The sequence below is a fragment of the Pseudovibrio sp. POLY-S9 genome, from assembly GCF_001431305.1.
Classification (GTDB): Bacteria; Pseudomonadota; Alphaproteobacteria; order Rhizobiales; family Stappiaceae; genus Pseudovibrio.
Genome location: NZ_LCWX01000243.1, coordinates 129,823 through 148,180, shown reverse-complemented (window position 1 = coordinate 148,180; position 18,358 = coordinate 129,823). Strand labels below are relative to the sequence as shown.

Here is an 18,358-nt window from a genome sequence, read left to right as displayed (position 1 = left end):
CTTCTTTACTCGGTATCTAAGGCAACAATCTTACCGGGGTTCATTATATTCAGTGGGTCAAGACTACGCTTGATCGCAGCCATCACAGCCACCCCTGCCCCATGTTCCTTTGGCAGATACTTCATCTTGCCCTGCCCCACACCATGCTCACCAGTACAGGTTCCACCCAGCTCAATTGCACGATAATTCAAACGTTCAACAAACGCTTCAGACTTGGCAATGTCCTCAGGGTCAGTCAGGTCCGTCAACACGAGCACATGAAAATTGCCGTCACCGACATGGCCAACTATCGGACCAATCAGGCCATTTTCTTCGATGTCATCATGTGTAGCTGTCACACAATCAGCCAGACGAGAGATCGGCACACACACATCTGTCGACAATCCCGTTCGCTCAGGTGCCAGACCAAGTCCAGCCCAATAAGCGTCATGCCGCGCGGCCCAAAGCTTGTTGCGCTCTTCAGGATCCGTCGCCCATTCAAATTTTTTCAAAGAGTTTTCAGCCGCAATCTCACCAAACCGCTCAGCCTGTTCTCTCACACCAGCCTCAGAGCCGTGGAATTCCACAAGCAGCAACGGTGATTCTGGCAAATCCAGTTTTGAGTAAGCATTGACGGATTGCACGGTCAGTGTGTCCAATAGCTCCATACGGGCAACGGGAATGCCATACTGCACCGCCTCGATAACCGTGTTGCAGCAATCTGCAATGCTATCGAAAGAAGCAATTCCACCTGAAATTGCTTCAGGTATGCCCTTCAGCTTCAGCGTAATCTCAGTGATCACCCCGAGCGTGCCTTCCGAGCCAACCATCAAGCGCGTCAGGTCATATCCCGCAGATGATTTCTTGGCACGGCTTCCAGTCTTCACAATGGTCCCGTCAGGCATGACAACCGTCAGCGCCAGAACCATATCCTTCATCGTCCCATAAAGCACCGCATTGGTACCGGAAGCACGTGTCGCCGTCATACCGCCAATGGTGGCATCAGCGCCCGGATCGATCGGAAAGAACAAGCCAGTATCACGCAAATAAGCATTGAGCTGCTTGCGCGTCACACCTGGTTGAACCACACAGTCCAGATCCTCAGCATGAACTGAAACAACCTCATTCATTTGAGAGAGATCCAACGAGATACCGCCGCCCGGTGCATTCAGATGCCCTTCGAGAGAAGAACCACTGCCAAACGGAATGATCGGCACATGCAGGTCGGCGCAAAGCTTTACGATTTCAGAGACTTCCTCGGTCGACTGAGCAAAGACAACAGCATCCGGCGGTTGGTTTGGTAGCCATGATGTCGTATGCCCGTGCTGCTCCCGCAAGCTCATGGATGTCTGGCAGCGATCGCCAAACTTCTCACTCAAGAGCGCAATCGCTTTGTTGATCCCCTCGGCATTACGTGTAACATTCAGCTGCATCCCCGTCAGAGACATGTCAGACCTCCCTTATATTCCAGATACTTCCCCCCGGAAGCACACCTCCAAGCATATAGTCGAAACTTCGAGACACGACTCGGCATTTATTGGAATTATAGTATTCTGCATGGTCAGCATTGTTGAGCTTTTAGCAAGACGATTGCCACACAAGCCAACGGACCTGAAGAAGCTCCTTAAGTGTTTCTCAGTGCTTATCGAAAATAATGACCCAAAATCAGATGATCAGAGCATATCCTGATTGGCGTTTGCCGGGGAATCTCGTTAAAGACAATGCCAATCATTCATTGTCGTATCGCTTAATCTATTATGCCTAACCAAGCTAACCCGCTGAAAATCGCAATGCGCATAGCCTATAAATGGGTCGAACCTAACTTACGTTTGTTCATGTCATCGCGGCTCCCGCTTGTCTGGCTCCTTGCGTTGATCATCGGGGCAGCTGTGGGCGGATCTGCGATCCTGTTTCGCATTGGCATTGGGCTGGTTCAATGGTTATCGCTCGGCACCGTCTCCGAACGCATGATCAGCGCGGCAAACGCTCAACCATGGTATGTCATTGTTTTGGCACCTGTAATAGGCGGCGCAATTGTTGGCCTTTTGCTGCAAACGATCCAAAAGAAGCAACGTGCCGGTGGCGTAGCAGACGTGATTGAAGCACGGGCCCATGGCGGAACCGGCCTACCCTTTTGGCCCGGCCTCAGCTCCGCGCTCATCACAGTCATCTCACTTGGTAGCGGCGCCAGTGCTGGCCGTGAAGGCCCCATGGTTCATCTGGGCGCCACACTCGGCACCTCCGTCTTCTCCAAGCTGAAACTCCCTGATTCAACAATGCGTATCCTGCTTGCTGCAGGTGTCGCAAGTGCAGTTTCTGCAAGCTTTAACGCACCAATCGCAGGCGTACTGTTCGCGCACGAGGTCATCCTCGGCCACTACGCAATGTCCGCCTTCGTTCCAATCGTGCTCTCATCAGCCATGGGAACGCTCGTGTCTCGCCTCTATTTCGGCGAAGCTGTAGCCTTCATTCTGCCCCACTACCAAATCAACACGTACTGGGAATTCCCGGCTTTTGTGCTGCTGGGCATCATCTGCGCGATTGTTGCCATCTCGTTCCAGTTTGCATTGATCGGCTCAGACTGGCTTGCCAGAAACATCAAAATGCCAATCTGGCTCCGCCCGATCATCGGCGGCGCATTGGTTGGCTCAATCGCTGTCTTCTATCCGGAAATCATTGGCGTTGGCTACGAGGCAACCGATGGAGCGCTCAACTCAGAACTACCGCTCACATTGATGCTCTCGCTACTCGTCGTGAAAACAGTAGCAACAGCCATCACGCTCGCCTCGCGCTTCGGAGGTGGCATCTTCTCACCCTCGCTGTATCTGGGAGCGATGACGGGTGGTGCCTTTGGTCTGATCGCGGCAAATCACCTGCCCGAAATGGCGTCCAGCCACGGCCTCTACGCTATTTTAGGCATGGGAGCGGTCGCCTCAGCCGTCCTTGGCGCACCAATCTCAACCACCATGATCGTGTTCGAGCTGACAGGTGGTTACGAGCTGTCAATTGCACTGCTGATCGCTGTCTCCGTTTCAACAGGCCTCAATCAGGCAATCCATGGCCGTTCCTACTTCCATTGGCAGCTGGAAATGCGCGGTGTCATGCTGCAGGACGGTGCCCACAAATGGCTCGTCCGCATTGTGCATGTTGAAGATTTCGCGGACCCGCCAAGGCCGGACTCCGATACCACCTTCGACCCAGAGTCAGAAGAACCGTTCCTTGCACCGCTCGACACGCTCGAAAAAGCGCTCAGGACCTTCGATGATGCAGGCAAATCCACCCTGCCCGTCATAGACCCCAAGAACCCGGCGGAAGTTATTGGTTACGCAAGTCACGTGAAGGCTCTGCGTTACTTCAATTCAGCTCTCATTCAGGCGAATGTTGAGGAGCACCGCTAGCCAAACCCCAGATAATCTCCATTGACCCATCCGTAAAAAACAGCAATCTCATTCAAGACGTCCTTGTCTTCGCTGGATAAATTGGGTCTATGAAGCCGGTTACTCAAAAAATTGCCTTAGAAGCAACTCCGCTCAATTCGGGAGAGAACGCACAATTCTGGTGTGCGCCTCGCTTTGATGGGTTGGAATGTCTTGCGGCAAGTTTCAGAACCCATGTTTACGAACCTCACACTCACGACACGTTCGTTGTTGGTGGTATTCTCTCGGGCTGTCAGTGCTACTGGCAACGCGGACAGCAGATATTCGCAGGTCCCGGAGATCTGGTCTTCGTCAACCCATTCGAGCTTCACGACGGTATACCGGAGGGCTACGGCTACACCTACCGGATGACCTACCCCAGCATCTCACTGTTGCAGAAGATCGCTGAGGATCTGACGGACAAACCACAAAGCGGAACACCGTTTTTCCCGGAGGCCTGTGTCCATGACCCGGAGCTCTGTCAGGAATTCGTTGAAGCGCACAAGTCCATACAGAACCGCTCCATTGATCTGGAAGCCGAAGAACCGCTCTATATGATCTTCGCCAAGATGCTCGCGAAACACGGCAGCTTCACTGACAACATCACCGGATCAAAAGATCCCGTAGCAATCAAACGAGCGCGAGAGTATCTGGAAGAAAGCTTCATGGGCAGCGTGCATCTGGATGATCTGGTGAACATCTCAGGCCGCTCAAAGTACCACCTCATCCGCTCCTTCAAAAAAGCGACTGGGCAAACACCGCACGCCTACCTGACCGATGTGCGGGTACGAAATGCCAGACGCCTGCTCGTGCGTGGAACCTCTCCAAGCGAGACGGCATCACTCTGCGGCTTTGCGGATCAGGCCCACCTCACGCGGCAGTTCAAATCGCGCGTTGGCACCACACCAGCAGCTTTCCAGCGATCTGTGATTTCCATTTAATCACAGCGGCATACCAGAAGCGCAATTTCATTCAAGACGACATCGGCCTCTCTGACTTAAAAGCACTCCATGCTCTGGAGCGAATTCTTGTCGTTTGATTCAATTCAATCAAACGACAAGAATTCGCTGAAAGTAAAGAAATTAGAGCGTGAGGCGTGAATGCAAATGAGCGCAACAGGCTCTAGGAGGGTTTTGTGAAAAGCAATCAGAACAAATCAGCGATCAACGCTGGTCCCAATGAATTTTTCCTCGGTGTAACAACATTTTTCCCGTTGATTTTCGCCGCGACACCCATCGGCCTGTTGCTTGGCGCGCTCGCAGCACAAAAGGGCATGTCTCCTTTAGAAGTCCTGCTGATGGGCTCCTTCGTATTTGCAGGCGGCTCACAGTTCCTCGCGCTGGATTTGTGGGCCGACCCGCTCCCGTGGCTCACCATTGCCTTCTCTACTTTCCTGATCAACCTGCGTCACGTGCTTATGAGTGCGTCCCTTGCCCCCAAACTCGGCCATTGGACACCCCTGCAAAAGTACCTCGGCTTCTTCATATTGGCCGATGAGGTCTGGGCTCTGTCTGAACAGCGCGCCATTAAGCATCACACCACTTTCAGTTTCTATCTCGGTGTTGGCCTGACCCTGTTCATCACCTGGCAAGTCGCAACAGTGGTCGGAAGCCTGATAGGCGCAGTCATGGGCGATCCATCCCGCTACGGTCTGGACTTTGCATTCACCGCCCTCTTCATCTGTCTGGTCATGGGCTTCTGGCAAGGCCGCAAAACTGGCGTAGTCCTCGCAGCAAGCGGTTTAGCAGCAGTTCTCACTCACAAGTTCGTTCCAGGTGCCTGGTACATAATCGCTGGCGCAATCGCAGGCGTCATCGCCGCAGCAGTCCAGTATGACGAAAAAACCAACGGGCTCCAGAAACCTGCGGAGGCACTTCAGTCATGATGTCAGAAGTCTTCGCAGTTGATCCGCTTGTCCTCTTCACCATTGTGGCAATGGCAGCAGGAACCTACCTGACCCGCATCGCAGGGCTGGTTCTGACAAAGTTCGTCACTTTCTCAGGTAGAACTGAGGCAGCCTTGCAAGCCGTTCCGCCAGCGATCCTCATGTCGGTCGTCGCCCCAACAGCCTTCGCAACCGGCATCGCAGAGACCGCAGCAACAGCCATCACCGCGATTGCAGCCCTACGCTTGCCAATGCTGGCAGCCATGACACTCGGTGTTGTCAGTGTTGTCGTGCTCAGAATGGCACTCACTGTCATCTAAACAAAAACCCCGCTCCATAAAGCGGGGTTTTCTTTATCTCAAAGAGAAGCAGTAGCGGTTTAAGAAACCGGACGGGTCGCCTCTTCCAGCCATGCTTTGGTCTCACCATCCAGCAGAGGTCCAACCAATTCCCGCACACGAGCATGGTAAGCATTCAGCCAGTTCAGCTCAAACGCGGAGAGAAGCTTGGTATCCACCATACGCAGGTCAATCGGTGCCAGTGTAAGCGGCTCAAAACCGAGCATTTTCTGATCACCACCCTCAATGGCAGCAGCAGGCGTCACCAGCTCAAGGTTCTCAATCCGGATGCCGTACTCATCAGCCCGGTAATAACCCGGCTCATTGGAAAGGATCATACCCGGCTTCAACGCGATGCTGTTTGGAGCTTTGGAGATCCGCTGCGGACCTTCATGCACGCCCAGATAAGAGCCGACACCGTGGCCAGTGCCATGGTCAAAGTCGAGACCCTGCTTCCAAAGATCGATACGAGCCAGAGTATCCAGTTGTGAGCCGGTCGTCCCAACAGGAAAACGCGCGGTCGCAATAGCAATATGGCCCTTCAGAACAAGCGTAAAGTGCTTGCACTGCTCAGCAGTCACAGCTCCAACAGCAAGCGTACGTGTGATGTCTGTTGTGCCATCCTCGTACTGCGCACCAGAATCGATCAGGTACACACTGTTCAGCTCAATCGGCAGATTGCTATCGTTGCTCACACGGTAGTGACAAATCGCACCGTGAGGACCTGCCGCTGAAATAGTGTCAAAGGAAATGTCCTTCAAAGCACCCGTCTCACGGCGGAACTCCTCAAGCTTTTCAGCAACAACAACCTCAGTCAGGCCACCAAGAGGCGCCGTCTTCTCAAACCATGCAAGGAAGCCAGCATAGGCAACACCATCACGCAGATGTGCAGCTTTTGTGCCCTCAATCTCAGCCTGATTTTTAACAGCCTTCGGCAGCAGAGTTGGCTCCTGCCCTTCCACAACATGGCCGCCATTGTCAGCAACCGCATCATAAAGAGCCTGACCCGCAAGACTGGTATCAATGAGCACTCGTTTGCCTTCAGTACCCAATGCTTTCAATGCAGGTGCAAGTTCTGTCGGTCCTGCAATATCAGCAAGAGCGCTCAGCTCATCACGCACTTCATTGGAAAGCTTGCGCCCATCAATAAACAGCGATGGCTTGCCGTTGGTCGGTACCAAAGCAAAAGACAGTGGCAGCGGCGTATGCATCACATCGCTACCGCGAATGTTCAACAGCCACGCAATGGAGTCTGGCTGTGTCAGAAGCGCTGTATCCGCCTCTTTTCCAGCAATCAACTCACCAATACGCTTGATCTTGTCCGCAGCACTTTCACCAGCAAACTGCATCCCGTGCATTTTCACGGCACCAAGCGGCGCTTCCGGGCGATCACTCCAAACGGCATCGACAGGATTGCTTTCAATAGCAACCAGCTGTGCACCAGCCTTTTCACAGGCAGCTTTCAGGGAGCGCACCTGACGAACAGGATGCAACATCGGATCGTAACCGATCTTCTGGCCTTCTGCCGCATTCTCACGAAGCCAGCCCGTCAGCGGCTCATCAATCAGATGACGATAGGCAAACGCCTCTTCGTCTACCTGATCCCGCACCTGAATGGTGTAGCGGCCATCAATAAAAACAGCTGCTTTGTCACTGAGAACACCAGCAATACCAGCAGAGCCAGTGAAACCCGTCAGCCACTCAAGGCGGCAGTCACTATCAGGAACATACTCACCTTGGTGAGCATCTGCCCGCGGCACCAAAAAGCCATCAAGCCCACGCGAGGCCAGCTCGTCTCGCAGAGCGGCCAACCGAACCGGCCCACGAGATTTATCATTTACTGTGTCAAAGCTTTGAAACATGCCGGAAGGCTAATGCCGATCGTCACGCAACTCAACCATACAAACACGGCTCCTAAGAGGAATTTATGCTCTCAATTCAGACGATGGGGATACAGAAGTACACAATTCATGCGCTATACGCAGATCTGCTATGTACTCCATGCAATTTCAGATCATGACAATACAGAGATATGCAAAAAACGCATAAGTGTCATGCGAAACTATCTCTTTTTTTACAAACTAAAATAATAGATAACTCCTCTTGTCGACGGGGCGCTTCCCTCCCAAAGCAAACCGGTGGATCACACCTCCTCCCAAAGTGATCTGCACGACAAAAATGGCCGGCATCCATCAGCTGCTGATAAAGCGCTAGAAATGCCACTCATACAGCTGGATACCTCCTCCCAGTATCTAGCAAGCTAAGCAAATTCCTCCCAGTTGCTTGGCACACAAAAAAACCTTTGCTTCCCCGGCAATTTCCTCCCAATTTGCCGGATCAGGAAGCAAAGGTTTTTTGTTTTTTTACATTTCAATCAGACATCAAAAAACCCTCACTGCATCAGCAATGAGGGTTCAGAATTATTACAGCGTATCTCCGAAAAGTGGAAACCGGTTTTCGGAGATACGCAAAAACAAAGGCTAAAGCAGTTCATGCGTTTCCATTTAAATGCGAATTGCTTTAGCAGTCTGTCAGACCTTATGAGTCCCAGTTGCCTTTTGCAAAGGTCAGCGTCAGCCATCCTTCAATCTCGCGGCGATGCACAAGCTTCAATCCCTGCTGTCCATACGCTGAGATGATCCGTGGGCCATGCTCAATCCGCAAGCCGGACAGAACCAGCGTAGACTTGTGCGCAAGGTGAGCGCACAGTTTAGCGGACATCTGCATCAACGGTCTTGCAAGAATATTGGCAACAACCAGATCAAACGGGCCAAACTCATTAAAGCGGCGGTCATCCACACCAGCACCGGTAAAGGCTTTGAAGTGAGGCCCTACATTGTTCTTGCGCGCATTATCAATCGCAGCTTCCACCGCAATCGGATCGATATCGGTCGCCAGAACTTCAGAGCTGGTCAGCTTAGCAAGCGCAATACCCAGAACACCCGTTCCGGTGCCTAAATCAAGCATACGGTGGTATTTGTGCCGCTTCAACAAGCGCTGAAGCTCCAACAGGCAACCTTCAGTCGTACCATGGTGACCGGTGCCAAAGGCCTGCGCCGCTTCAATCTCGATACCAATGTCAGACTGGCCGACAGCATCACGATCATGCGCACCATGAACGATAACCCGATCCGCACGAACCGGCTTCAAACCTTCAAGGGATTTGGCAACCCAGTTGATGTCAGGCAGCGCCTCAACTTCAGCAAAGCTTGGAATAACGCCGCCTTCAAACTGATCAAACAAACGCATTTCAAACAGATTGATTGCGTCATCAACCGTAGATTCCAGAACCAGCACTTCTGCGGTCCAAGTTTTTCCGTCCTTGGAGCTTTCAAAGACGGCAACTGGGAACCCGTCATCTTCAAAGCGCGCCTCCATAATATCGGAGAGTGCTTTTGCTTCAGCCTCAGGTGCCGGAATGCGAACCCGGATCGTGTCCATGCAAAATCCCTTAGTTACGATGAGCTATCAAAACTCAGTGAAAACCTTTGCCTAGGCGTATAGAAGGTGCAGCAACGAAAAGCCAGTACTCACGAGGTTTTCTCGCGCTCTGCCGCATATTCGCAGGGAACAAGGCTAAGTATTGTTGAACCAGCAATCGGCATCGCAGGCTTGGTGCCATTCAGCGGTCGAAGCTTCTTGGTCGGGTCTATCAACATCAGCACAATAGCCGTCTCTGGCAAAGCCTCCTGAAACTCGGTCCAGCCATAAGTATCTGTCAGCTCACTGGCTTTGATGAACCAGCCTTCACGGATCTTCGTTTCAAGGTCGTTATAACTGTGTTCTGGTGTCAGGAAGGGACGCCCGCCAAGTGTCACAACACGGCGAAACTTTTCCTTCTCGCTTTGCTCTTCTGAGGGTGCGAACTGATACACCTCCCCTCGCCCCATAAGCGGTCCAAAGTTTGTGGTCACCAGCGCGTTGTAATCATCATTATCAGTCACTGCGAGCAAAACGCTGTAATTCTCAAGCGGAAGCTCATTCTCAACTTCCTCAGAAAGAACCTCGCCATAATGGTTCGTAAGCCCGGCATTGCGCGAGAGCCGCAGCTTACCCCAGTTACGGTCAACGGTAAGGCTCGGAACATCCAGCGTTTTCAGCTTGGTCGCAAGCGCTACGCTAAACCGGCTCGCTCCCACAATCAGCAATCCCGGCCCCGTATGACTGGAAAGCCCCAGCCACCGCGCAAACGGCCCAAGCGAAAACCCATGCGCAAACACAGTCGCAACCACAACGGCAAACGACAAAACTGCCAACCGCTCTCCATCAGGAGCCCCATGCTCAACAAGCGACCTTGCAAACAAGCCGGAAACCGCGACAGCCACAATACCACGTGGCGCAATCCACCCAACCAGCAAACGCTCTTTCCAGCTCAAGTGAGCACCAATGGTTCCAACCCAAACCGAAATAGGCCGGATCACGAACAACAGCACCAGAATAAATGCCAAATCCTCCAACCCAAACTCCGCAAGACTGCCAAGCTGAACTGAAGCCGTCAAAACAATGAATACCGAAGACACCAGAATGATCGTGACCGCTTCCTTAAATCGCTTCAGCTCTTCAAGACTGGCGAGACGAGAGTTACCAAGCACCAGCCCAAGAACCGTCACTGTCAGCAGACCGGATTCTTCCAATACCAAATCAGAAAGCGCATAAGCACCCATCACACTCACAAAAATCAGCGGTACTTTGAGAAATTCAGGAACGCGACCACCAACAAACAGCCAGATCAATCCACGCCCCAGCGCCCAGCCACCAACACCGCCAATCAGCAGCCCAGCCACAGCCCGGATCGCCAGCACCCAAAAACCATGGTCGCCGTGATAAACCAGATACCCTTCAAACATGAACACCGCGAGCAGCGCACCAAGCGGATCAGCAAGGATTGCTTCCCAGCGCAGCAGCGAACTCACCCGTCGCTCCAACCGCGCCTGACGCAGAAGAGGAATAATGACAGTAGGACCGGTAACAATCAGAATAGCAGCAAACACCAGCGCCGAAGGCCAGCTCAGCTCTGCGATATAGTGGGCATTCAATGCGCCCAACAAAAACGCGATAAAAGCGCCCAAAAGAACGAGTCGCCAAACCGCCTTCTCAACACCGCCAATACGTTGAAAGTTAAGAGAAAGACCGCCTTCAAACAGAATAACGGCAACCCCAAGCGCAACAGTTGGACGCAATAAATCACCGAACAACGCAGTTGGGCTGAGAACCCCCGTGGCAGGACCAATGAGAAAGCCAGCAACAAGCAGAAGAACGATCGCAGGCAAAGACCATCGCCAGGCAAGCCATTGTGCACCAACGCCCGCCACACCAATCATCGCAAGCGCGAGAACCACCTCATTCATTGCCATCTCCCAACACAACTTAGAAGAGAGATAGCACAATCTACCCTAAAGGTAATTAACGCTTGCGTTGCAGCTTATGCCCGCTCAACAAAGCTATCGAGCACTTTCTTTTGGCCAGCTTTTTCAAAATCGACGGTGAGCTTGTACCCCTCAATATCGCCGATCAATCCATAACCAAACTTCATATGGAAAATCCGCTCACCGATCGCAAAATCGCTTCCTGCCTCAGTAACGCTCTTGGCAACTAGCTCGCCTTCAATGGTCATCGGACCAGCCTTCTTGGCACGACGGCTCTGGTTCCCACCATGCATTTTGCCATACTGCTGACCAGACGCTTGTGCCTTACGCGCCCGCTGCCAACCCGGCGTAGAGTACTTGCTTTGGAAGGGATCACTGTTGTCAAACCGGCTGGCACCATAACCACCACCAGCACTATTCAGACCATACCCACCATAAGAGCTGGAGGCTTCAACAACCTCAACACTGTCTGCAGGTAGCTCATCCAGAAACCGCGAAGGAATGCAGGACTGCCACGAGCCATGAATGCGGCGGTTAGAGGTAAACCACACTTTCACACGCTTGCGGCCACGGGTAAGACCCACATAGGCAAGGCGTCGCTCCTCTTCCAGACCAGCCTGCCCTGTCTCATCCAATGCCCGCTGGTTCGGGAACACGCCTTCTTCCCAACCGGGAAGGAAAACACTATCAAATTCAAGGCCTTTTGCAGAATGGAGCGTCATAATCGAGACCGCATCCTCTTCCGCATCGCTGTCCTTATCCATCACCAACGAGATGTGCTCAAGGAATCCAGCCATGCTCTCAAACTCTTCCATCGAGCGGATAAGTTCTTTCAGGTTGTCCAATCGCCCCGGCGCTTCAGCAGACCGATCCTGACGCCACATCTGGGTGTAACCACTCTCATCAAGAATGATCTCCGCCAGTTCCGTATGGCTCATGGTCTCAACCTGATTACGCCAGTTCTCCAACATGCCAAGAACATCCGCCAGCGCAGCACGAGCTTTCGGACGCAGCTCATTGGTCTGCACCAACTCTTCCGCAGCGATCATCAGCGGAATAGCGCGTTCCCGCGCATAAGCATGCACAATCTTCAGCGTTGCTTCACCAAGCCCACGCTTCGGCGTATTCACGATACGCTCAAAAGCCAGATCGTCTGACGTTTGCATCACACAGCGGAAATAGGCGAGCCCATCGCGGATCTCCATACGCTCGTAAAAGCGCGGACCACCGATCACGCGGTAGTTCAATCCAAGCGTGACAAACCGGTCTTCAAACTCGCGCATCTGGAAGGACGCACGCACCAAAATGGCCATTTCATTCAGAGAATGCCCATGGTTTTGAAGAGCTTCAATCTCATCACCAATGGAGCGGGCTTCCTCCTGAGAATCCCAGGCCGAGGTAACCTGCACCTTCTCTTCTTCCTCAGATCCCATCTGATCAGTGAAAAGGGTTTTACCAAGACGGCCCTGATTGTGCGCAATCAGATGAGAAGCTGCGGACAGGATGTGACTGGTCGAGCGATAGTTCCGCTCAAGACGAACCACAACAGCACCCGGGAAATCCTGCTCAAATCTCAGGATGTTATCAACCTCAGCACCACGCCAGCCATAAATAGACTGGTCATCATCGCCAACACAGGCCACGTTCGGATTGCCCTGCGCCAACAAGCGCAACCACATGTACTGCGCGATGTTGGTATCCTGATACTCATCCACCAGCATGTAACGGAAGCGATGCTGGAAGCTCTTCAAAACGTCATCATGCTCTTTGAAGATCGTAATACAGTGCAGCAGCAAATCACCAAAATCACAGGCATTCAGAATAGAAAGCCGTTCCTGATAGGTCTCATAAAGCTTGCGCCCCAAGCCATTAGCAAAGGCCTGTGCGTCACCAGCTGAAATCTGTGAGGGTGTAAGCCCGCGGTTCTTCCAGCTGTCCAGCAGCCCGGCAAATGTCTTTGCAGTCCAACGCTTTTCATCCAGACCTTCCACCTGAATGATCTGCTTGATCAAACGAACCTGATCGTCCGTATCCAGAATGGAGAACGAGGACTTCAATCCAACAAGCTCAGCATGGCGGCGCAAAATCTTCACGCAGATCGCGTGGAACGTGCCGAGCCAGGCCATGCCTTCAACGCCATCACCAATGTAAGCGCCAATGCGCGTCTTCATCTCGCGGGCAGCTTTGTTGGTGAAGGTCACAGAAAGGATCTGCCCCGGAGTGGCATGACCCGTTGCCAGAATATGCGCAATACGCGTTGTCAGAACACGGGTCTTACCAGTGCCGGCCCCTGCAAGAACGAGCACAGGTCCGTTGATCGTCTCAACAGCAAGTCGTTGTTCTGCATTCAATCCTTCCATGTAGGCTGGGGCGTTGGTTTGCCGTGCAGCCATGGCCCTCGCTGCGATACCACCTGCCTTGGGCTGTGGTGCAGCCAGAGGATCAGCAGGGTGAGCAGGTATTCCGCGATGAAGTGGGCCAGAAGAGTTTGCCATTGAGCTCGTTAGATCCTTTGAACGCATACCCCTCTCAAATCAGAGGGAGAATCTCCAATACTTAACGAGGAACAATATAGCAACAACATTGAAGAAGCGAGGCATCAGCAAAGAGATACACATCGTTTTGTAGGGCAAGGCATCTTCACTCAGTAACTCTTGCCTCACGCCAGCTTTGCTCTGTGATGTTTTATCAAGCTTGTTCTGAGTTACTTGAAATCCGGGAGGCCCTTTAGTGTTTTAAAGAGGAAGTATGCGTATACCTGCCAACGAGAATAACTCAGCTTAGCAATGGGAATATCTTCACTTCCGAAAGACAAACAACACTGTAACAACCTGAAAGAAAAACTATGAATACTGGTAAGTTACACATGACACGCCGAAACGCCCTCATTGGCATCTCCGGCTCTTTACTGGCAGCACCTGCTCTGGTTTCCTCCGCCCAGGCCAACCACCACGGCTCCACCGATTACACCAACAAGACGCTGACAATCAGCCCCTTTTCACTTGCCATCAGTGAAATGGCGACAATGAAGGCCAGCAATCCATTGGTGCGCCAGTTTGCAGAGCTGGAAAGCGAAGAACAAACTGCGGTCTCAAAAGTGATTGAATCCACGGGCGCCACACCTCCCCCGCGTCCCGCCGTTCTGGAAGACATCTACAAGAAGCTGGAGGCCGAAAACGGTGAGGATTTTGACCGTCTGTACATCTCCGCTGAAATCACTGGTCATGAGGACTTGCTGAAGGTTCAATCACCAGAATCCGGTAAAAAGCCTGTGAACGTGGATGTGGCTACAGCAACCATTCTGGTCGCCTTCATCCATACCCATCTGGCGATGCTGGCAGAGATCCGCAAGCAAATCGGCTAGGCAACTCCTTCAAACATCTAAGAAAACACCAGTGGCATGCTCCGGCCCCACTGGTATTTTCCTGACAAATTCAGCCAACCCATCGATCACATCTTCAAATTTGGCTCAATTATCGCTGTCTCCTGAGAGATCTTGCTAAGATTTCCTGCCCACTCTCTTAGCCAAGGATGTTGCTTCTGGAGAACATCTGACCGCAACTGGAATGGAGCTTGAGATATGCCGAAGGTCATTTGCAGATATAAAAACTACGATGATTTCTATAAAAACCGCACAAGCATCTGGGCTGAAATCAGACGTCGGATGAACATCCATGCGACGGACACTGCAAGCTTCGACAAACTCATTTTCCAGGGCAAGGCAGCCATCCGACTGACCTACGACAATCATGTTGAAGACGCGCCGGATATGAAGAAAGCCAGAACGAACATTGCCGCACTTGAAAAAGAGAAAGCAAGAACCTTCCGCTTTGTTCAGGCCTCCAAGTCACTGGAAGAGGATATCTCGACAAAACACAAAATGCTCAAAGTGCTCGAAAGCCAGCTGAAGCAGCAGGAAAAAGACCCCAAAACTGATCCCAACTATCGCGATACAGCGAAAGAGCTCAAAAAGCTGCTCAAACTCCAACCTGCAGTCAAAAAGAAGATCCAGGAATACGACAGTGCTCTGAAAGCACTTGAAAAAGCTGAAGCTGACTACGACCCGCTAAAAAAGCAGATCGAGAAAACCATCCCCATGAGCGTGCAGACAGATGGCAAGAACATGATGCTCTATATCGGCGGACGCGCCGAAGCATCTGTCCGCCTAAGAGCAACACTGGCGCAGAAGTAGGCTCGCCGCAAGTCTACCAATGCAGCGAGAGGAGCCTAGCAGCTCCCTCGCTCTCTTCTTATTGATCGCCGACCAGCTCGAACCAGTCATCCTCTGAAATGACCTGAACACCAAGGCTTTGCGCTTTGGTGAGTTTGGACCCGGCTTTTGGACCCGCGATCACCAGATCAGTTTTCTTGGAAACAGAACCAGACACTTTCGCACCCAGACTTTCTGCACGTGCCTTCGCCTCATCACGACTCATGCGTTCCAAACTACCTGTAAACACGAGTGTTTTTCCAGCAACAGGGCTGTCAGAGCTATCAGCAACAACCACATCAAGCGGGGTGATCTGGTCAATCAGCGCAGTAAGCGCGTCACGGTTATGTTCCTCTGCAAAGAACTCGACCAGAGCATTGGCAACCGTACCGCCAATTCCGTCAATGTCATTGAGTTCACGGTAAGCTTCTGAAGTTGCATCAGTTGCTGCAATCATGGCATCAGAAAAAGCACTCCAGGAGGAGTACGCCCGAGCCAGAAGCTTGGCATTTCCCTCTCCAACATGGCGAATACCAAGCCCGAAAATCAAACGGTTCAGTTCAATTTGCCGTTTGCTATCAATAGCTTCAAACAGCTTGCGCGCAGAAACAGCACCAAACCCCTCACGCGAACGCAGTTTGTTGAGCGAGCTCTTGTCCCGTTCCGCTAATGTGAAGATGTCCGCTGGTGTGCGGATCCCACCTTTATCCATGTCATATTCGTAAAACGCTTCCACCTGCTTCTCGCCCAGTCCTTCAATATCGAAGGCATTACGGGAAACGAAATGCTTAAGCTTCTCAATCGCTTGCGCTGGACAAATCAATCCACCTGTACAACGGCGAATAGCATCAACCTTGCCAGAGTTCGGATTGACTTCGCGAACGGCATGAGAACCACAGGCCGGACAGTTCACGGGATACTCGAACGGAGCTGCATCTTCAGCCCGCTTACCCAAGTCCACATCCACGATTTGTGGGATAACGTCACCAGCACGCTGGATAATCACCGTATCACCAACACGGATGTCCTTGCCATCTCGGATGGGTTCACCATCCTGACCAATGCCTTTGATGTAGTCTTCATTGTGAAGAGAGGCATTAGAGACCACAACACCGCCAACCGTGACAGGTTCCAGCTTTGCAACCGGAGCCAGAGCACCCGTTCGTCCCACCTGAATTTCAATGGCATTGAGCGTTGTAAACGCGCGTTCTGCCGGAAATTTATGAGCAATCGCCCAACGCGGTGAGCGCGATACAAAGCCAAGGCGCCCCTGCAGATCCAGCCGATCCACCTTGTAAACCACGCCGTCAATATCATAACCAAGACCGGAGCGATCCTCCTCGATACTATGATAGACGCGCAAGAGTTCCTCAGCGCTCTCACAGCGCTTCATCAGCGGGTTGATCTGGAAACCCCACAGTCCGAACAGTTCCACCATGCCCATCTGTGTCTCAGCAGGAACCTCACTCATGTCCCCCCAGGCATAGGCGAAGAACTTGAGTGGACGCGTCTTGGTGATCTCAGAATTCAGCTGTCGCAAAGACCCTGCCGCCGCATTGCGCGGGTTTGCAAACACCTTGCCGCCATTGGCTTCCATACGCGCATTCAGTGCCGCAAAGTCCGCATGACTCATGTAAACTTCGCCGCGCACTTCAACTACATCCGGCACACCCGCAGGTAACACCTGCGGAGTATCCTTAATGGTCAGCGCATTAGCTGTCACATTCTCACCAGTGGTGCCATCACCACGGGTTGCGGCATAAACCAGTTTGCCGCTCTCATAGCGCAAGGAAAGGGAAAGGCCATCAATCTTTGGCTCAGCCGTCACCGCGAGAGCACCCATCAACGGATCATACTTTAAGAAGCGCCGCACTTTACCAATGAAGTCCTGCACGTCCTCATCAGAAAACGCATTGTCCAACGAGAGCATCGGTACGGCGTGAGTGACCTTGCCAAAGCCTTCCGCAACAGCACCACCAACCCGGTTGCTTGGGCTGTCAGCACGCACCAGTTCCGGATGAGCAGCTTCCAAAGCCTCGTTCCGGCGGCGCAGCGCATCATAGGTCGCATCATCAACAATCGGCGCATCTTTGGTGTGATAGGCCGCATCATACTCAGCTATCAGCCCCGCCAGCCGCTCCAGCTCCAGCGCAGCTTCGTCCGCGTTCAGGGCTTCAATTTCTTTTTGAGAGGTATCAGCAAGGCTCACCGGTTTACTCACCTGTTTAATCATCAACTGGGCATTAGTCTTATCGCCACCGGGAATAACACACCAGCCAGAACAGTTAGGATTTAGACAGGAATTACTCTGGATCCGAGAAAAGTTGGGCCACGACTTTACGCAGTTTGCGTTGCTTTGTGTGATTTTGCGTTGATCTGCGTTTTTTACGTGAAACCTGCGTTCCTATGTAACGGACGGCCAAGGCTCAGGTTGTCCCGAGCCCTTCATCCTTTTCGCGCTCATCAGAAAGGGAGTTATCCCCCTCCTCTGGTTCATCCCCTACACTAACTTGCATCTGATCAATACCAACCATCCGGGTCAACACAGCAGCCAACGCCAGCGCCGTGAAGATTGGCCCCACCGGGAAGCCGTGAGCCGCCAGCGCAATATTGACGATTGGCAGAAGATAAACCGCAAACAAAAGGAGCGGCGCTACAAACGGAGAATTCGCGTCATCATCAAACAAACCAGTGCGTGTCGCATAAAGGTAGAGCGCCGGAGAAAGCACTGCATAGTCCCAGAGGAACAGGAATGGCGTTGCCAGCAAAACACACAGCGTCACCGCAAGATTACGGGCGATCGGTTCACGCTCACGCATAAACAGCCAGAACACCACCACGAACGCCAGAACAGTGAAAGGCAATTGCACCAGATATCCAGCCGTCGCAGAAAACCCGAGAGCCCGCATCGCCCCAAATGCAGATGGGATCAGATAGAGGAAGCTGCCCTCACCCTGGTCCATGACTGTTGCCAGCAAGGACGGAACCGTATCCAGATAGATCCACCAAAGACCAGACCCAAAGAACACAGCCGAGGCATCAACAAGAAACGCCACTGTCGCAACACACGCACACAGCGCGATGATACTGCGATGGGCAATCAATATGATCGGGATCAGCATGAACAATTCAGGCTTGATGGAAACACAGCCAAGCAACACCCC

General features: G+C 52.4%; 13 protein-coding genes. 6 read left to right on the top strand and 7 right to left on the bottom strand.

Annotated elements, in window-relative coordinates:
- Window positions 1–5: 5 nt before the first annotated feature.
- Window positions 6–1,427, bottom strand: a complete 1,422-nt coding sequence (locus PPL9_RS27740; protein ID WP_057465745.1) for an FAD-linked oxidase C-terminal domain-containing protein — start codon at window positions 1,425–1,427, stop codon at window positions 6–8.
- A 309-nt stretch (window positions 1,428–1,736) separates the two neighbouring features.
- Here PPL9_RS27740 and PPL9_RS27730 point away from each other — a divergent pair, with 309 nt between their 5' ends.
- The 4 genes from PPL9_RS27730 (at window position 1,737) to PPL9_RS27715 (ending at window position 5,600) form a co-directional block, all read left to right on the top strand.
- A complete protein-coding gene (locus PPL9_RS27730; protein ID WP_057465743.1) occupies window positions 1,737–3,377 on the top strand; it encodes a chloride channel protein in 1,641 nt (546 codons plus the stop codon).
- 89 nt (window positions 3,378–3,466) lie between these two features.
- Window positions 3,467–4,336 carry an AraC family transcriptional regulator gene (locus PPL9_RS27725; RefSeq protein ID WP_057465742.1) on the top strand — a complete coding sequence of 290 codons (870 nt, stop codon included), beginning with the start codon at window positions 3,467–3,469 and terminating at the stop codon, window positions 4,334–4,336.
- A 194-nt stretch (window positions 4,337–4,530) separates the two neighbouring features.
- Window positions 4,531–5,280: an AzlC family ABC transporter permease gene (locus tag PPL9_RS27720; RefSeq protein ID WP_057465741.1), complete on the top strand. Its 750-nt coding sequence runs from the start codon at window positions 4,531–4,533 to the stop codon at window positions 5,278–5,280.
- Window positions 5,277–5,600, top strand: a complete 324-nt coding sequence (locus PPL9_RS27715) for an AzlD domain-containing protein (protein ID WP_057465740.1) — start codon at window positions 5,277–5,279, stop codon at window positions 5,598–5,600. Before PPL9_RS27720 ends, PPL9_RS27715 begins: the two co-directional genes overlap by 4 nt.
- 59 nt (window positions 5,601–5,659) lie before the next feature.
- Here PPL9_RS27715 and PPL9_RS27710 read toward each other — a convergent pair whose 3' ends face one another.
- From PPL9_RS27710 to PPL9_RS27695, 4 genes are all read right to left on the bottom strand, one after another.
- Window positions 5,660–7,480, bottom strand: coding sequence for an aminopeptidase P family protein (locus PPL9_RS27710; protein WP_057465739.1), 1,821 nt, complete (start codon window positions 7,478–7,480; stop codon window positions 5,660–5,662).
- A gap of 676 nt (window positions 7,481–8,156) precedes the next feature.
- Window positions 8,157–9,059, bottom strand: coding sequence for a 50S ribosomal protein L11 methyltransferase (locus PPL9_RS27705; protein WP_057465738.1), 903 nt, complete (start codon window positions 9,057–9,059; stop codon window positions 8,157–8,159).
- 89 nt (window positions 9,060–9,148) lie between these two features.
- The gene (locus PPL9_RS27700; protein WP_057465737.1) at window positions 9,149–10,966 is read right to left on the bottom strand and encodes a sodium:proton antiporter; all 1,818 of its coding nucleotides are present in this window, start codon (window positions 10,964–10,966) and stop codon (window positions 9,149–9,151) included.
- A 74-nt stretch (window positions 10,967–11,040) separates the two neighbouring features.
- A complete protein-coding gene (locus PPL9_RS27695) occupies window positions 11,041–13,479 on the bottom strand; it encodes a UvrD-helicase domain-containing protein (protein WP_057465736.1) in 2,439 nt (812 codons plus the stop codon).
- Between the two features lie 371 nt (window positions 13,480–13,850).
- Here PPL9_RS27695 and PPL9_RS27690 point away from each other — a divergent pair, with 371 nt between their 5' ends.
- Window positions 13,851–14,348 (top strand): DUF4142 domain-containing protein, encoded by a 498-nt coding sequence (locus tag PPL9_RS27690; RefSeq protein WP_208989681.1) that lies wholly within the window; start codon window positions 13,851–13,853, stop codon window positions 14,346–14,348.
- Window positions 14,349–14,564: 216 nt separating this feature from the next.
- On the top strand, window positions 14,565–15,176 hold the full coding sequence (locus PPL9_RS27685; RefSeq protein ID WP_057465734.1) for a hypothetical protein: 612 nt from the start codon (window positions 14,565–14,567) through the stop codon (window positions 15,174–15,176).
- Window positions 15,177–15,234: 58 nt separating this feature from the next.
- On the opposite strand, the gene ligA is transcribed toward PPL9_RS27685, so the two are convergent.
- Together ligA and PPL9_RS33885 are read right to left on the bottom strand one after the other, a co-directional pair.
- Entirely contained in the window at window positions 15,235–17,427 is a 2,193-nt protein-coding gene (gene ligA / locus PPL9_RS27680) for an NAD-dependent DNA ligase LigA (protein WP_208989680.1), read from the bottom strand.
- Window positions 17,428–17,620: 193 nt separating this feature from the next.
- On the bottom strand, window positions 17,621–18,358 hold a 738-nt coding region (locus PPL9_RS33885), incomplete at its 5' end, for a glycosyltransferase 87 family protein (RefSeq protein ID WP_208989679.1).

What these genes read in the sequence shown, in the direction of transcription:
- PPL9_RS27685 (WP_057465734.1), top strand. Translation starts at nt 14,565, where the DNA reads ATGCCGAAGGTCATTTGCAGATATAAAAACTACGATGATTTCTATAAA.
- PPL9_RS27725 (WP_057465742.1), top strand. Translation starts at nt 3,467, where the DNA reads ATGAAGCCGGTTACTCAAAAAATTGCCTTAGAAGCAACTCCGCTCAAT.
- PPL9_RS27710 (WP_057465739.1), bottom strand. Translation starts at nt 7,480, where the DNA reads ATGTTTCAAAGCTTTGACACAGTAAATGATAAATCTCGTGGGCCGGTT.
- PPL9_RS27695 (WP_057465736.1), bottom strand. Translation starts at nt 13,479, where the DNA reads ATGGCAAACTCTTCTGGCCCACTTCATCGCGGAATACCTGCTCACCCT.
- PPL9_RS27740 (WP_057465745.1), bottom strand. Translation starts at nt 1,427, where the DNA reads ATGTCTCTGACGGGGATGCAGCTGAATGTTACACGTAATGCCGAGGGG.
- ligA (WP_208989680.1), bottom strand. Translation starts at nt 17,427, where the DNA reads ATGATTAAACAGGTGAGTAAACCGGTGAGCCTTGCTGATACCTCTCAA.
- PPL9_RS27715 (WP_057465740.1), top strand. Translation starts at nt 5,277, where the DNA reads ATGATGTCAGAAGTCTTCGCAGTTGATCCGCTTGTCCTCTTCACCATT.
- PPL9_RS27730 (WP_057465743.1), top strand. Translation starts at nt 1,737, where the DNA reads ATGCCTAACCAAGCTAACCCGCTGAAAATCGCAATGCGCATAGCCTAT.
- PPL9_RS27705 (WP_057465738.1), bottom strand. Translation starts at nt 9,059, where the DNA reads ATGGACACGATCCGGGTTCGCATTCCGGCACCTGAGGCTGAAGCAAAA.
- PPL9_RS27690 (WP_208989681.1), top strand. Translation starts at nt 13,851, where the DNA reads ATGACACGCCGAAACGCCCTCATTGGCATCTCCGGCTCTTTACTGGCA.
- PPL9_RS27700 (WP_057465737.1), bottom strand. Translation starts at nt 10,966, where the DNA reads ATGAATGAGGTGGTTCTCGCGCTTGCGATGATTGGTGTGGCGGGCGTT.